We start from the raw sequence: 15086 nt of genomic DNA, 5'->3' as shown, positions 1-15086 counted from the left end.
CCGACCGTCATGCGCGCCTCACGTTTTTTTATTTCCACCCTGAAAGAAGCCCCTTCCGACGCTGAAATCGTGAGCCACAAGCTGATGATGCGCGCCGGCATGATCAAGCGTCTGGGCGCCGGCATCTACACCTACATGCCGATGGGGCTGCGCGTGATCCGCAAGGTCGAGGCCATCGTGCGCGAGGAAATGAACCGCGCCGGTGCCGTCGAGCTCCTGATGCCGGTGGTGCAGCCAGCCGAGCTGTGGCAGGAAACCGGCCGCTGGAACAAGATGGGCGCCGAGCTCATGCGCGTGAAGGATCGCCATGGCCGCGACTTCGCCATCCAGCCGACCTCGGAAGAAGTGGTCACCGATGTGGCCCGCACCGAGCTGCGCAGCTACAAGCAATTGCCGGTCAACTTCTATCACATCCAGACCAAGTTCCGCGACGAGCGCCGTCCGCGTTTCGGCCTCATGCGCGGCCGCGAATTCACCATGAAGGATGCCTACTCCTTCGACCGCGATGTCGATGGCTTGAAGAAGTCCTACCAGGCCATGTATGACGCCTACGTGCGCATCTTCACCCGCTTCGGCCTGGAGTTCCGCGCCGTGGCAGCCGACAACGGTGCCATCGGCGGTTCCGGTTCGCACGAATTCCACGTCATCGCCGCCACTGGTGAAGACGCGCTGGTGTATTGCCCCACCTCCGATTACGCCGCCAACATGGAAGCGGCCGAAGCGCTGCCCGTGGACAGCAGCCGCGCTGCCGCCACCCAGGCGCTGGAAAAGACCGCCACGCCCGGCAAGTCCAAGTGCGAGGTCGTGGCTGAACTGCTGGGCCTGCCGCTGGCGCGCACCGTCAAATCCATCGTGCTGGCAGTGGACAACGAAGATCCGGCCAAGAAGGAAATCTGGCTGCTGCTGCTGCGCGGCGACCATGAACTCAACGAAGTGAAGGCCAGCAAGATCCCGGGCCTGTCCACCTACCGCTTCGCCAATGAAGCCGAAATCGTCGAGTGGTTCGGCACGCCGCCGGGCTACCTGGGTCCGATCGGGACCAAGAAGCCGGTCAAGGTCGTCGCTGACCGCACGGTCGCCAACATGGCCGATTTCGTCTGCGGTGCCAACGAAGCCGATTTCCACTATACCGGCGCCAACTGGGGCCGCGACCTGCCCGAGCCGCTGGTGGCCGACATCCGCAACGTCGTCGAAGGCGATGCCTCGCCGGACGGCCGTGGTGTGCTGGCGATCCAGCGCGGCATCGAAGTGGGCCACGTGTTCCAGCTGGGCACCACGTATTCTGAAGCGATGAAGGCGACCTACCTGGATGAATCCGGCAAGCCGCAACCGCTGGTGATGGGCTGCTACGGCATTGGCGTCACCCGTATCCTGGGCGCGGCCATCGAGCAAAACTTCGATGATCGCGGCATCATCTGGCCGACCTCGATTGCGCCCTTCGAAGTGGTGCTCTGCCCCATGGGCTATGACCGCAGCGAAGCTGTCAAGACCGAGATCGACAAGCTCTATGCGCAGTTGAGCGAAGCCGGTGTGGACGTGGTGCTGGACGACCGAGGCGAACGTCCGGGCGCCATGTTTGCAGACTGGGAGCTGATCGGCGTGCCGCATCGCATCGTGGTGGGCGACCGTGGCCTCAAGGATGGCAACATCGAATACCAGGGGCGTCGTGATACCGAAGCGACCCAAGTGCCGCTGGCCGAGGCGCTGGCCTTCATCCGGGGCAAGCTGGCCGCCTGATCTTTCCACAGGTAGCAATGACAAAGGCGGGCGCCATGGGCGTCCGCCTTTGTTTTTGGGGAGGGATCGGCTTACCTGGCCGGTACGATGGTCACGGTCTCGCGCAGGATACCGCCCGAGGCGACGCTACCTTCGCTGCTGCCCTGGCCATTGACGCGTTTTTCGCAATCGATGCGATCCGACTGCGGCAGGCCTTCGCAGCGACGCAGGGCGTTTTCCTTCAGTTGCGCCGGGCTCGGGTCGGTCAGCGTGCCGCGTGCGGCGGCTTGCTGGGCGGCGCCGGCTTCACGCAGGCAGGTGGCGCGGTCCTCGGTGGAAGCACCGCTCTTGCAGGCGGCGATCTGTTGCTGGTATTCCGAATTGCCGGCCTTGCCGGCGGCAAATACGTGCGAGGCGCCGCCCAGCGCCGCCAGGCCGATCACGAGGGCGCTGGCCGAGCGCAGCAGTTGGTGGCGCAAGGATGCGTTGGGCGCGGTTTGGTTTGGCATGGTCATTTCCTTTCTCTTGGTCATGAGCGTCCAGGCTCATCAGTGGATGGCACAGGGGTAGACCCGGTTGACGGTTTTCGGTTCTTTTATTCAGTTCTGCGGGAAGCCATATGATCGGGAAAGTTTGTTACCAGGCTTTGCGGCCTCTGCCCCATCACGCAGAACCGCCATGATAGGCGCTTGCAGGCCGGGCCGCCATCAGAGAAGCGCCGCAAGGACCGTCAGACAAGAGGAAAACCCGACTGCGCCTGAAACATCCGGAAACAAAAACGCCCGCATGGCTTCTGCGGGCGTTTTTGTTTGCAAGTCGCTTGCAAACCGCGGGCGTCGATCAGCTCAGGTGAGCCGAGATCAGCTTGGTCATTTCGAACATCGTGACTTGCTTCTTGCCGCCGAAGATTGCCTTGAGCTTGTCATCGGCATCGATGTTGCGCTTGTTTTCGGCGTTTTGCAGCTTGTGCTTCTTGATGTATTCCCACACCTTCTTGGTCACCTCGGTGCGCGGCAGCGGCTTGGCGCCGACCACTTCGCCCAGGGCTGCCGATGGGGTCAGCGGCTTCATGAAGGCGGCATTGGGAGTACGTTTTGCGGCGGGCTTTGCTGCGGCTTTCTTGGGAGCGGCTGCCTTGGGGGCTGCCTTCGGTGCGGCTTTCGGCGCTGCCTTGGCGGCCGGTTTCGCTGCGGCCTTGGGGGCTGCCTTGGCAGCAGGCTTGGCGGCTGCTTTGGCGGCCGGCTTGGCGGCGGGTTTTGCTGCTGGCTTCTTTACTGCGGCTGCTGCTTTTTTTGCTGTGGCCATCGGAAAGACTCCTCACAAGAATGAGATGAATGCGTCATTTACGCACCGCTAATAGTGGTGCTGTTTGCACGGCCACGCAAGTATTTTTTAGTGGATTTTCCTGCGAATGCGCCAGGAAACAACGAGCCACCCCCATCCGCCGTCAAGCCGCGCCGGTAAAGGGATCGCGGCGGATCACCGGCGTCCGGGAAAGGACCGCTTTCGGGACTGCGAAGGCGATGCAAAAGCGATGAAAGAAGGGCATGTTTTCATGAGTCGCAAGCGGGCAGAAAATCGCATCCGCGAGCGCCGGGTCAGGCCAGGAAAACGGGGGGGTAATAGCGAAGGGGGGGCGGGACTGCGGCGGCAGAGGTGCCGCCGGAAATCTTGCAGCAGATGCGCAAAGCCTTTCCCAGCAAGGCTTTGCGACCGATGCCGTCAGCGCATGCCGCCGGGCAGCATGCCCTTCATGCCGCGCATCATCTTCATCATGCCGCCGCCCTTGAGCTTCTTCATCATCGATTGCATCTGCTCGAACTGGGACAGCATGCGGTTGACTTCCTGCACCTGCACCCCGGCACCGGCGGCGATGCGGCGCTTGCGGGTGGCCTTGATCAGTTCCGGCTTGGCGCGCTCCTGCGGGGTCATGGCGTTGATGATGCCTTCCATGCGGCGCACCTGCTTTTCGGCCTGGTCCATGTTGGCGTTGCCGGCAGCGGCCTGCATCTGGGCCGGCAGCTTGTCCAGCAGGCTGGTGAGGCCGCCCATCTTCTTCATCTGCGACAGCTGCGCCTTGAAGTCATTGAGGTCGAACTTGCCGCCGCCCTTGATCTTGTGCGCCAGATCCTGCGCGGCTTCCATGTCCACACCCTTGCGCGCTTCTTCCACCAGGGCCAGGATGTCGCCCATGCCGAGGATGCGGTTGGCCATGCGCGAAGGGTCGAAGGCTTCCAGGCCATCGAGCTTTTCGGCCACACCGGCGAACTTGATGGGCTTGCCGGTGATGTGGCGCACCGACAGCGCAGCACCGCCGCGCGAGTCGCCGTCCAGCTTGGTGAGCACCACGCCGGTCAGCGGCAGGGCATCGTTGAAGGCCTTGGCGGTGTTGATGGCGTCCTGGCCCAGCATGGCGTCGACCACGAACAGGGTTTCGATGGGCTTGATGGCGGCGTGCACGGCGCGGATTTCATCCATCATGGCCTGGTCGATGCCCAGACGCCCGGCGGTGTCCACGATCAGGACTTCGTGGTGGTGCTTCTTGGCGTAGTCCAGCGCGGCCAGGGCGATGTCGACCGGCTTGTCGGTCGGCTGGCTGGGGAAGAAGTCGGCACCGGCCTGCCCGGTCACGGTCTGCAACTGGCCGATGGCGGCCGGGCGGTAGACGTCGGCGGAGACGGTCAGCACCTTTTTCTTCTTGTTCTCGCGCAGGTACTTGGCGAGCTTGCCGACGGTGGTGGTTTTACCGGCACCCTGCAGGCCGGCCATCAGGATGATGGCGGGCGGCTGGGTCGCAAAGTTCAGTTGCGAGGCTTCGGCACCGAGGTCGGCCCCCATCAGGCTGGCCAGTTCGCGCTGGACCACGCCCACCAGCGCCTGGCCGGGGGTGAGCGAGCCGATGACCTCTTCGCCCATGGCTTTTTCCTTCACCTTGGCGATGAACTCGCGCACGGCCGGCAGGGCCACGTCGGCCTCCAGCAGGGCCAGGCGCACTTCGCGCAGCATCTCGGCGGTATTGGATTCGGTCAGTCGCGCCTCGCCGCGCATGGTTTTGACGACTTTGGCGAGGCGTTGGGTCAGGTTGTCTAGCATGGTGATATCTGCAAATAGGTGGATGGCCGCAGGCCGGGACGAAACGGGCAGGCGCGGCGGCGGGCAATCCTGCATTCTAACCGATCAGACCTGCTGCGCCCCCGCCGGCGCGTGCGGCCCAGATGGGGGGGATACGTAAAATTAACAGCTTGTACAGCCCGCGCTCTTTGTGTATACATGGGCGCTGAATTTCCAAGCGCACAGAACAACCAAGGTCCCCTGCCACGCAGCAGGGGCCAACGCCAGAGAGACTGCCGGCCCCGCACTGCTGGCGCCGGCGCGCCGTATCAACAACGATACACACAAGAGGAGAGTGGAAATGCAAAAGCAAAAGCAATGGATCGCCCTGGCCCTGCTGGCAAGTGCCGGCTTCTCGGCCGCCAGCCATGCCGCCGATGACGTGATTCGTCTGGGCAACCTGAAGTTCGCCCACTATGGCGCGGTGTCCTATATCAAGGAGATCGCTCCCAAATGCGGCATCAAGGTCGACGAGAAGGTCTTCGCCAAGGGGCCGGACGTGATGCAGGGCATTCTGGCCGGGGAGCTGGATGTGGGCACGACCGCGTCGGAAGCTGCCATCTCGGGACGCGCCAACGGTGCGCCGATCTATGTGGTGGCCGGTTTCGCCAAGGGCGGCGCGCGCCTGGTGGCGGGCAAGGATTCGGGCATCAAGTCGGTCAAGGACCTCAAGGGCAAGAAGGTCGGCGTGACCCGTGGCGGCATCCATGAAGTGCTGCTGGACGCCGAACTGGGCCAGAACGGCCTGTCGCCCAAGGATGTGACCATCGTCTACCTGGCCTTTGCCGACCTGAACCAGGCCCTGCTGGGCAAGAACATCGACGCCATGATGCAGAGCGAGCCGCAATCCTCGCAGGCCATCAACAAGGGCTTCGGGGTGGAAGTGATGAAGCCCTACGACACCCCCATCGGCGAGCCCTACCGCACCATGGTGATGACGGAAAAGTTCTATACCGAGAAGCGTCCACTGGCCGAGAAGTTCATGCGCTGCTTCCTGGAGGCGACCAAGACCTTCATCGACAAGCCGGAAGTGGCCGAGAAGTACGTGCGGGAAGTGATCTTCAAGAACCAGATCACCAAGGAAGACTTCTATGACGCCATCGGCAATTCCCCCTACGCCTACGACATCACCCCCGAGCACATCCAGGTGACGACCGACACCATGGCCAAGTATGGCACCGGCAAGATGGCCAAGCCGCCCGTGGCCAAGGATTGGGTCAGGACCGATCTGCTGGAGCAGGCCAAGAAGAGCATGAACCTGAAGTAAGCCGGGGGAATCTCGCATGGCAAAGCAAAACAAGGGCAGCTTCCTGCAGGGGCTGCTGGTGCCGATCCTCGTGATCGCCCTGTGGGAGGGGGCGTCACGGGCAGGCTGGATCAATCCGCAGATCCTGCCTTCGCCCTGGGCGGTGCTCAAGAAATGGGTGGAATACGCCACCCCCCTGAAACCCTATGACCCGCAGGAGGGCAGCTGGCTGGCCTGGGCCTTCTCGGGCGAACTGATCATGGATGCCATCGGCAGCCTGTATCGGGTGGTGGCCGGTTTCCTGATCGGTGCCGGGCTGGCCCTGCCGCTGGGCTTGCTGATGGGTTCCAGTCAGCGCATTTACGGGCTGATGAATCTGACCGTCCAGGTGATCCGTCCGATTCCGCCGATTGCCTACATTCCGCTGGCCATCCTCTGGTTCGGGCTGGGCAATCCACCGGCGCTGTTCCTGATCGCGCTGGGGGCCTTCTTCCCGGTGCTGATGAACACCATCGCCGGGGTGCGCCAGGTCGACAGCATCTACCTGCGCGCCGCCCGCAACCTGGGGGCGAGCCAGTCCACGCTGTTTCTGCGGGTGATGCTGCCGGCGGCGGTGCCCTACATCCTCTCGGGGGTGCGCATCGGCATCGGGACCGCCTTCATCGTGGTGATCGTGGCCGAGATGATTGCGGTGAGCAATGGCCTGGGTTTCCGCATCATGGAGGCGCGCGAGTATTTCTGGTCGGACAAGATCATCGCCGGCATGATCACCATCGGCCTCTTGGGCCTGGCGATCGACTTGGGCATGAGCCGCCTCAACAATTACATGCTGCGCTGGCATCGCGGACTGGAGAACTGAGATGAACCAGGCAATCAATCAGGCCAATGCCTTGCCCCGTATTCGTATACAGGGCGTGCAGAAGGTCTTCAAGACCGATGACCGCGAGGTCGTGGCCCTCAAGGACATCAACCTGGACATCCCCGATGGCCAGTTCGTCTGCCTGCTCGGCCCCTCCGGTTGCGGCAAGTCGACGCTGTTGAACGCCATCGCCGGCTTCGCCCTGCCGTCGTCGGGCCAGATCCTCACCGACGACAAGGTGGTCAGCGAGCCGGGGCCGGACCGTGGCATGGTGTTTCAGGAATATGCGCTCTTCCCCTGGATGACGGTGGAGCAGAACGTGGCCTTCGGGCTGGAGATCAAGGGCCGGCCCAAGGCCGAGATCCACCAGCGCGTCACGCAACTGCTGGACAAGCTGGGCCTGATCGACTTCCGCACCCGTTTCCCCAAGGACCTCTCGGGCGGCATGCGCCAGCGCGTGGCCATTGCCCGGGTGCTGGCACTGGATTCGCCCATCATGCTCATGGACGAGCCCTTTGGCGCCCTCGATGCCCTGACCCGCCGCAACCTGCAGGACGAGTTGCTGCGCATCTGGGACGAGTTCAGGAAGACCATCGTCTTCGTCACCCACAGCATCGAGGAAGCCATCTACCTGGCCGACCGCATCGTGGTCATGACCTACCGGCCCGGCACGGTCAAGCGCGACATGCTGGTGAACCTGCCGCGCCTGCGCGATCCGGCCGATCCCGAGTTCAATGCCTTGAAGCGCGAACTGGGTCAGCTGGTGATGGAGGAGCAGCAGCGCCATCACAACGCGGAGATGAAGTCGGCCGCCGTCGACTGAGGCGGTTTCGTCCTGCGGCAATGCCGCTACCGACACGGCAGGCACGCCCTGCCGTGTCGCTTTTGACGGGGACGATTCGCCTGCGGGCTGACCCGGCGCAAGCGGGCGGGGCACCGAGATAGTGTAAACTCGGGTGATGCAAACTTATTTTTTCATCCTGGCTGCGCTGCTCTATCTGGGCTGCGCTTTCATGCCTTCGCAGCGGCGCGTGCCGATTTCGGCGGGCATCGTGGTCGGCTGGGTGCTGCATGGCGGGGCGCTGCTGTCGGACATGTTCGCGCCGGAAGCGCTGCGGGTGGGCTTTGCGGTCATGCTGTCGTCCACGCTGTGGATTTCGGTGGCGGCCTACTGGCTGGAAAATCGCAATTTCTCGCTCGACAGCATGCGCGTGCTGGTGCTGCCGGTGGCCGCCGTGGCGGTGGTGCTGCCCAGCATCTTCCCCGGCAACATGGTGGCGCTGGCCGGCAAGTCCGACTGGTTCCTGGCGCATATCGCCGTCTCCATCCTGGCCTACAGCACGCTCACCATCGCCGCCTTCCATGCGGTGCTGATGGTGCTGCAGGAGTCGCGCCTGCATACCCGCCCCGGTCCGGCGGCGCAGTCCAGCTGGTTCGGACTGGCGCTGGATCGCCTGCCGGCGCTCTTGACCATGGAAAAACTGCTGTTTCGCCTGATCGCCTTCGGCTTCAGCTTGCTGACGCTGACGGTATTGTCGGGTGTCGTCTTTTCCGAGCAGTTGTTCGGGACACCGTTGAAGTGGGACCACAAGACGATCTTCACCATGCTGTCCTGGCTGTTGTTCGGCCTGCTCCTGGCCGGCCGTCGCTGGCAGGGATGGCGGGGGCGGACCGCGCTGAGCTTTACGCTGGCCGGTTTCGCCATTCTTTTATTGGCTTATGTGGGCAGCCGGTTCGTGCTTGAAGTCGTGCTGCATCGGGTTCTGACATGAAATATCTGATCTGGCTGGTCGTGCTGCTGGCCGTGGTGGTGTGGCTCCAGCGCGCCAAGAAATCCATGCTGGCCGGCAGCGACCCTGCCGCCGAGCGCAATGCCAACGCAGGCGAGCCCGAGCCTGGCATGCCGCGCCCCAAACCTTCGCGTTTCCGCCGCCGTGGCGACAGCAATGTCGAGACCATGGTGCAGTGCGCCCATTGCGGCATCCATTTCCCGTCCTCCGAGGCGGTGGTGCATGCCTCCGGCGCGCACTACTGCTGTGAAGAGCATCGCCGCCTGGCTTCCTTCTGAGCATGGACACCACCCCGTCCGAGCTCGACGCCTGGATCATCGATGGCGACGGCTGGTGCGATCACGCCCGCCGCGAAGCCTCGCCCAACTGCGACGAGCGTCCCGAGGGCGTGGCCGCCGAGCTGCTGGTGATCCACAACATCAGCCTGCCGCCCGGTGAGTTCGGTGGCCCCTACATCGCCGATCTGTTCTGCAATCGGCTCGACTTCGACGCCCATCCCTATTTCGACCAGTTGCGCCCGTTGCGGGTCTCGGCCCACTTCCTGATCCGTCGCGATGGCGAGGTGGTGCAGTTCGTAGCCGCGCATCGCCGTGCCTGGCACGCGGGCGTGTCCAGCTTCGAGGGGCGCGAGCGCTGCAATGACTTTTCCATCGGCATCGAACTGGAAGGGACCGACTTCGAGCCCTTCACCGAGGCCCAGTATACGGCCCTGGTGGCACTATCCCAGGCGCTGGCAAGACGCTACGGCCTGAGCGCCGTGACCGGTCACGAGCACATCGCGCCGGTGCGCAAGACCGATCCGGGCCCCTTCTTCGACTGGGCAGGCTATCACAACAAAATGGCGGAAATAATGAATACGGCGCAATTGCGCTTCCCTCTTGGCCTTCACAAAAGTCAAGCTTGAACGGCAGAAAAATTCTCGAAATAGCGGTTGCATCTGCCCGGACCCGCTACTAGAATTAGTCCCAATCGATGTTTTGATACTAGATGTAGTGCTCAGTTGAACTTATTGTTGTATTCGGGTCTGCACCCACAGCAGGCCCGTTCCAGGCAGTGCTTCAGAAGGTACCAGACCCGCGAGGCAGTAACCAAGTACGACAACGCCCCCGGTTCTCCTTCTTTTAAATCCGTTCCACACATCAGTTTCAAGCAGTTTTGCGTCAGCATGAATGTCCACGCAAGGGACAGTCATTGTGGGGCGCTTCTGTCGTTCGCCGGTCCGTGCAGTACGGTTCCGATGTAGTTATTAGCAACGCAGGCGGCAACCCCCGGCCGCCTGTCCCATGTACCCCAGGAGGCTAAGTGCGCTCAACCCAAGAAATGTCCGTCAAATCGCCCGCCCCGTTTGGCACGTCCGCCGAGCTGGAAGGCTCCGCCGAAGGCCAGTCCATCGTGTCCCAGACCGCAGGCCTGGGCGAGTACCGCATCATCCGCCGCAATGGCGCCGTGGTCGGTTTCGAGCCCTCCAAGATTTCCATCGCCGTGACCAAGGCCTTCCTGGCCGTCAACGGTGGCCAGGGTGCCGCCTCGGCGCGCGTGCGCGAGATGGTCGAGCAACTGACCACCAACGTGGTGTCGGCGCTGGTGCGTCGTCAGCCCACCGGTGGCACCTTCCATATCGAAGACATCCAGGACCAGGTCGAGCTGGCCCTGATGCGTTCGGGCGAGCATGACGTCGCCCGTGCCTACGTGCTCTACCGTGCCAAGCGCATGGAAGAGCGCGCCCAGCAAGGTGCCGCCACCAAGACCGAGGTGGCCGCACCGCAGCTTCACGTGACTGAAGATGGCCAGAGCCGTCCGCTGGACATCAATGAAGTGCGCTCCCTGATCGCCGCCGCCTGCGTCGGTCTGGACGCGCACGTGGACGCCGAAGCCATCCTGGCCGAGACCGTCAAGAACCTGTACGACGGTGTGCCCGTCGAAGAGCTGTACAAGTCCGCCATCCTGGCTGCCCGCGCGCTGATGGAGAAGGACCCTGCGTATAGCCAGGTGACTTCGCGTCTGCTGATGCACACCATCCGCAAGGAAGTGTTCGGCAAGGAAGTGGCTCAGGCCGATGCGCCCGCCGAATACCTGGAATACTTCCCGCAATACATCAAGAAGGGGATCGACGCCGAGCTGCTCGACACCAAGCTGGCCCAGTTCGACCTGGCCAAGCTGGCAGCCGCCATCAAGCCCGAGCGCGACCTGCAGTTCGGCTACATCGGCCTGCAGACCCTGTATGACCGTTATTTCCTGCACATCGGCGGTACCCGCATCGAGATGCCCCAGGCGTTCTACATGCGTGTGGCCATGGGCCTGGCACTGAACGAAATCGACCGCGAAACCCGCGCCATCGAGTTCTACGACCTGCTGTCGTCGTTCGACTTCATGAGCTCGACCCCGACCCTGTTCAACTCGGGCACCCAGCGTTCGCAGCTGTCCTCCTGCTACCTGACCACGGTGGCCGACGACCTCGACGGCATCTACGAAGCCATCAAGGAAAACGCCCTGCTGGCCAAGTTCGCCGGCGGCCTGGGCAATGACTGGACCCCGGTGCGCGCCCTGGGCGCCCACATCAAGGGCACCAACGGCAAGTCGCAAGGCGTGGTCCCCTTCCTGAAGGTGGTCAACGATACCGCCGTGGCAGTCAACCAGGGTGGCAAGCGCAAGGGCGCAGTGTGCGCCTACCTGGAAACCTGGCACATGGACATCGAGGAATTCCTCGAACTGCGCAAGAACACCGGCGACGACCGCCGCCGCACCCACGACATGAACACCGCGAACTGGATTCCCGACCTGTTCATGAAGCGCGTGATGGAAAAGGGCGAGTGGACTCTGTTCTCGCCCTCCGACACCCCGGACCTGCACGACAAGTTCGGCCGTGCCTTCGAAGAAGCCTACACCGCCTATGAAGCCAAGGCTGCCCGTGGCGAGCTGAAGCTCTTCAAGAAGGTGCAAGCCAACGACCTGTGGCGCAAGATGCTGTCGATGCTGTTCGAAACCGGCCACCCGTGGATCACCTTCAAGGATCCCTGCAACATCCGCTCGCCCCAGCAACACGTGGGTGTGGTGCACAGCTCCAACCTGTGCACCGAGATCACCCTGAACACCAACGAGAGCGAGATCGCGGTCTGCAACCTGGGTTCGGTGAACCTGCCGGCGCACCTGGTCAATGGCGAGCTGGACCATGCCAAGCTGCAAAAGACCATCCGCACCGCCATGCGCATGCTGGACAACGTCATCGACATCAACTACTACGCCGTCAAGAAGGCACGTGATTCCAACCTGCGCCACCGTCCGGTGGGCATGGGCATCATGGGCTTCCAGGACTGCCTGCACATCAAGCGCGTGCCGTACGCCTCGATGGACGCCGTCGAATTCGCCGACCGCTCCATGGAAGCCGTCTGCTACTACGCCTACATGGCCTCGACCGAACTGGCTGAAGAGCGCGGCCGTTACGCTTCCTACCGCGGTTCGCTGTGGGATCGCGGCATCCTGCCGCAGGATTCCCTGAAGCTGCTGGCGCAAGAGCGCGGCGGCTACCTGGAAACCGACACCACCGAGACCCTGGACTGGGCCGCCCTGCGTGCGCGCATCGCCGAACACGGCATGCGCAACTCGAACTGCGTGGCCATTGCGCCGACGGCGACCATCTCCAACATCATCGGCGTGTCCGCCTGCATCGAGCCGACCTACCAGAACCTGTACGTGAAGTCGAACCTGTCGGGTGAGTTCACCGAAATCAACGAGTACCTGGTGCGTGACCTGAAGGCCCGTGGCCTGTGGGACGAAGTGATGGTCGCCGACCTCAAGTATTTCGACGGCAGCCTGGCCAAGATCGACCGCATCCCGCAAGACCTGCGCGACATCTACGCCACCGCCTTCGAAGTGGATCCGTCCTGGCTGGTGGAAGCCGCCTCGCGTCGCCAGAAGTGGATCGACCAGGCCCAGTCGCTGAACATCTACATGGCCGGTGCCTCCGGCAAGCGCCTGGACGAGACCTACAAGCTGGCATGGCTGCGCGGTCTGAAGACCACCTACTACCTGCGCACCATCGGCGCCACCCACACCGAGAAGTCCACTTCCCGTGCGGGCGCACTGAACGCAGTGGCTGTCGATGGCGGTGCCGGCAGCATGGCCTCGGCCTCGGGCAATGCGGTTCCCGCTGCGCCCATCGCCTCGGCCGCCGCGGCATCGGCTGCCTATGTGATGCCGAACCCGGGTGCTTCGATCGAAGCCGACGGTCCGGTCTGCACCATGCGTCCGGGCGATCCGGGCTTCGAAGAGTGCGAAGCCTGCCAGTAAGCAATCCGGGTGGGGCCCGGGCGGCCTGCTGATGAGGATGATCAAGGTCATCCAAGATGACGGCAGCACCACTGTCTGATGTCCCACCCACCCTAGCCGGCGCATCGCGGTGAACTTCACCGGATGCGCCGTTGTCACCTGATAGATACCCGCCGCGCCACGGTCATCCGACCTCGCCGGCAGCGACCGATAAAGTAAAGAGGAACCACAGATGCTTTCTTGGGATGATGAAGTCAAGCAAGCGCCCCAGGCGCCGCGTACCCCCAACCTGCAGCCGCAACTGCAACCGGCCTTTGGTCAGGCCAATGCCGCGCTGAACCCGGCGCTGATGGCCGGCAACAGCGAGCAGGTCGACACCACCCGTCGCGTCAATGCCGCCGACAAGCGCATCATCAACGGCCACACCGACGTCAACCAGCTGGTGCCCTTCAAGTACAAGTGGGCCTGGGACAAGTACCTGGCCGGCTGCGCCAACCACTGGATGCCGCAAGAGATCAACATGCAGCGCGACATCGAGCTGTGGAAGAACCCCAACGGCCTGACCGAAGACGAACGCCGTCTGGTCAAGCGCAACCTGGGCTTCTTCGTCACCGCCGACTCGCTGGCCGCCAACAACATCGTGCTGGGCACCTATCGCCACATCACCGCACCGGAGTGCCGCCAGTACCTGCTGCGCCAGGCATTTGAAGAAGCGATCCACACCCACGCCTACCAGTACATCGTTGAATCGCTGGGCCTGGATGAAGCCGAGATCTTCAATGCGTATCACGAGGTCGCATCGATCCGCGACAAGGACGAGTTCCTCATTCCCTTCATCGATACGCTGACCGATCCCGAGTTCAAGACCGGCACGATGGAGAATGACCAGAAGCTGTTGAAGTCCCTGATCGTCTTCGCCTGCATCATGGAAGGTCTGTTCTTCTACGTGGGCTTCACGCAGATCCTGGCACTGGGTCGCCAGAACAAGATGATGGGCGCGGCCGAGCAGTACCAGTACATCCTGCGTGACGAATCGATGCACTGCAACTTCGGTATCGACCTGATCAACACCGTGAAGATGGAGAACCCGCACCTGTGGACGCCTGAGTTCCGCGACGAAATCAAATCGTTGTTTTTACGCGCGGTGGAGTTGGAATATCGTTACGCAGAGGATACAATGCCGCGAGGCGTGCTCGGGTTGAACGCTACCATGTTCAAGGGCTACCTGCGATTCATCGCAAACCGCCGCGCACAGCAAATCGGATTGGACCCGCTGTTCGCACAAGAAGAAAATCCGTTCCCGTGGATGAGCGAGATGATCGACTTGAAGAAGGAGCGCAACTTCTTTGAGACCCGCGTCATCGAATACCAAACCGGGGGCGCACTGAGTTGGGAATGATGTGCAGTCTCGAAGTTCTCTTCATCGAGACATGATGCACAACAGCAGTCGGGTAGCTTGCAAGATACCCGGCTGCTGAAACGGAAAAGGCCTACGCCAAATTAATGAACAGTCAGAGACCGAATCAATCTTCTCTGTTATCGCCGCTTAACCCCATCTTGTCGGGTCAGGCGGCTTTTCCTTTGAAAAACACCAAGGTTTTTCAGGAACGCGATTCCGACGCTAGCGTTTGAACACGCTGGCGTTTTTTTTGGTGTCGCGCCTGCTCCCGTAGTCGCATCTTCCTGCGCCATCGCGCGGGCACTACCGGAGGGGCGTCGCCAAGATAGCTGAAGCGCTGCATAGGTGAGGGGATGCAGCAGTTCAGCTGGTGCCGAATTCATTAGCGCAAGCCACAGGCGGCTTGTGCCGATGAATAGCTCGCCCGCGTCATCGCGATGTCGCGTGCGGGTTGCTTATATCAAGCTTGATTTTTTCCATTCACGTGAAGAAGGAGAAACAAAATGGCAACAGCAGCAAAGAAGACCGCGGCGAAGAAGCCGGCGGCAAAGAAGGCGGCAGCCGCCAAGGAAACCACCAAGAAGGTAGCAGCGCCCAAGGCCGCAGCCGCCAAGAAGACCGTGGCCAAGGCCGCCGCCAAGCCGGCAGCAGCCAAGAAGGTTGCAGCACCGAAGGCAGCAGCCAAGAAGGTTGCAGCAC

At 62.5% G+C, this 15086-nt stretch carries 13 protein-coding genes; 10 read left to right on the top strand and 3 right to left on the bottom strand.

The window, feature by feature from the left end:
• Positions 1 to 9 precede the first annotated feature (9 nt).
• A complete protein-coding gene (locus HNO82_RS04630) occupies positions 10 to 1737 on the top strand; it encodes a proline--tRNA ligase (protein ID WP_175342904.1) in 1728 nt (575 codons plus the stop codon).
• Positions 1738 to 1808: 71 nt separating this feature from the next.
• Here the strand turns inward: HNO82_RS04630 and HNO82_RS04625 are convergent, their stop codons facing one another.
• From HNO82_RS04625 to ffh, 3 genes are all read right to left on the bottom strand, one after another.
• Positions 1809 to 2225 carry a hypothetical protein gene (locus HNO82_RS04625; protein ID WP_175342903.1) on the bottom strand — a complete coding sequence of 139 codons (417 nt, stop codon included), beginning with the start codon at positions 2223 to 2225 and terminating at the stop codon, positions 1809 to 1811.
• 331 nt (positions 2226 to 2556) lie between these two features.
• Positions 2557 to 3021 carry an SWIB/MDM2 domain-containing protein gene (locus HNO82_RS04620; protein WP_175342902.1) on the bottom strand — a complete coding sequence of 155 codons (465 nt, stop codon included), beginning with the start codon at positions 3019 to 3021 and terminating at the stop codon, positions 2557 to 2559.
• A gap of 417 nt (positions 3022 to 3438) precedes the next feature.
• Complete coding sequence (gene ffh, locus HNO82_RS04615; RefSeq protein WP_175342901.1) at positions 3439 to 4809, bottom strand: signal recognition particle protein; 1371 nt, start codon at positions 4807 to 4809, stop codon at positions 3439 to 3441.
• A 319-nt stretch (positions 4810 to 5128) separates the two neighbouring features.
• On the opposite strand from ffh, the gene HNO82_RS04610 reads away from it, so the two are divergent.
• The 9 genes from HNO82_RS04610 to HNO82_RS22195 form a co-directional block, all read left to right on the top strand.
• Positions 5129 to 6094 carry an ABC transporter substrate-binding protein gene (locus HNO82_RS04610; protein ID WP_008334633.1) on the top strand — a complete coding sequence of 322 codons (966 nt, stop codon included), beginning with the start codon at positions 5129 to 5131 and terminating at the stop codon, positions 6092 to 6094.
• A gap of 16 nt (positions 6095 to 6110) precedes the next feature.
• Positions 6111 to 6932, top strand: coding sequence for an ABC transporter permease (locus HNO82_RS04605; RefSeq protein WP_008334639.1), 822 nt, complete (start codon positions 6111 to 6113; stop codon positions 6930 to 6932).
• A gap of 1 nt (position 6933) precedes the next feature.
• A complete protein-coding gene (locus HNO82_RS04600; RefSeq protein WP_175342900.1) occupies positions 6934 to 7755 on the top strand; it encodes an ABC transporter ATP-binding protein in 822 nt (273 codons plus the stop codon).
• 136 nt (positions 7756 to 7891) lie between these two features.
• Positions 7892 to 8704 (top strand): cytochrome C assembly family protein, encoded by an 813-nt coding sequence (locus tag HNO82_RS04595; protein ID WP_008334647.1) that lies wholly within the window; start codon positions 7892 to 7894, stop codon positions 8702 to 8704.
• A complete protein-coding gene (locus tag HNO82_RS04590; RefSeq protein WP_008334650.1) occupies positions 8701 to 9000 on the top strand; it encodes a PP0621 family protein in 300 nt (99 codons plus the stop codon). Before HNO82_RS04595 ends, HNO82_RS04590 begins: the two co-directional genes overlap by 4 nt.
• A 2-nt stretch (positions 9001 to 9002) precedes the next feature.
• Complete coding sequence (ampD, locus tag HNO82_RS04585; RefSeq protein WP_175342899.1) at positions 9003 to 9626, top strand: 1,6-anhydro-N-acetylmuramyl-L-alanine amidase AmpD; 624 nt, start codon at positions 9003 to 9005, stop codon at positions 9624 to 9626.
• Between the two features lie 398 nt (positions 9627 to 10024).
• The gene (locus HNO82_RS04580) at positions 10025 to 13009 is read left to right on the top strand and encodes a ribonucleoside-diphosphate reductase subunit alpha (protein ID WP_175342898.1); all 2985 of its coding nucleotides are present in this window, start codon (positions 10025 to 10027) and stop codon (positions 13007 to 13009) included.
• A 211-nt stretch (positions 13010 to 13220) separates the two neighbouring features.
• Positions 13221 to 14387: a ribonucleotide-diphosphate reductase subunit beta gene (locus HNO82_RS04575; RefSeq protein WP_008334654.1), complete on the top strand. Its 1167-nt coding sequence runs from the start codon at positions 13221 to 13223 to the stop codon at positions 14385 to 14387.
• 503 nt (positions 14388 to 14890) lie between these two features.
• The coding region (locus HNO82_RS22195) for a hypothetical protein (protein WP_249776932.1) at positions 14891 to 15086 on the top strand (196 nt) is incomplete at its 3' end.

Origin of the sequence: Herbaspirillum sp. C9C3, assembly GCF_013359625.1 — a bacterium.
GTDB lineage: Bacteria > Pseudomonadota > Gammaproteobacteria > Burkholderiales > Burkholderiaceae_D > Herbaspirillum.
The sequence above is the reverse complement of the archived record's forward strand: the minus strand, read 5'-3'. Positions and strand labels throughout refer to the sequence as shown.

Coding starts and splice junctions, on each gene's coding strand:
- HNO82_RS04575 (WP_008334654.1), top strand. CDS start 13,221: ATGCTTTCTTGGGATGATGAAGTCAAGCAAGCGCCCCAGGCGCCGCGT.
- ffh (WP_175342901.1), bottom strand. CDS start 4,809: ATGCTAGACAACCTGACCCAACGCCTCGCCAAAGTCGTCAAAACCATG.
- HNO82_RS04630 (WP_175342904.1), top strand. CDS start 10: ATGCGCGCCTCACGTTTTTTTATTTCCACCCTGAAAGAAGCCCCTTCC.
- HNO82_RS04590 (WP_008334650.1), top strand. CDS start 8,701: ATGAAATATCTGATCTGGCTGGTCGTGCTGCTGGCCGTGGTGGTGTGG.
- HNO82_RS04620 (WP_175342902.1), bottom strand. CDS start 3,021: ATGGCCACAGCAAAAAAAGCAGCAGCCGCAGTAAAGAAGCCAGCAGCA.
- HNO82_RS04605 (WP_008334639.1), top strand. CDS start 6,111: ATGGCAAAGCAAAACAAGGGCAGCTTCCTGCAGGGGCTGCTGGTGCCG.
- HNO82_RS04600 (WP_175342900.1), top strand. CDS start 6,934: ATGAACCAGGCAATCAATCAGGCCAATGCCTTGCCCCGTATTCGTATA.
- ampD (WP_175342899.1), top strand. CDS start 9,003: ATGGACACCACCCCGTCCGAGCTCGACGCCTGGATCATCGATGGCGAC.
- HNO82_RS04625 (WP_175342903.1), bottom strand. CDS start 2,225: ATGCCAAACCAAACCGCGCCCAACGCATCCTTGCGCCACCAACTGCTG.
- HNO82_RS04610 (WP_008334633.1), top strand. CDS start 5,129: ATGCAAAAGCAAAAGCAATGGATCGCCCTGGCCCTGCTGGCAAGTGCC.
- HNO82_RS04595 (WP_008334647.1), top strand. CDS start 7,892: ATGCAAACTTATTTTTTCATCCTGGCTGCGCTGCTCTATCTGGGCTGC.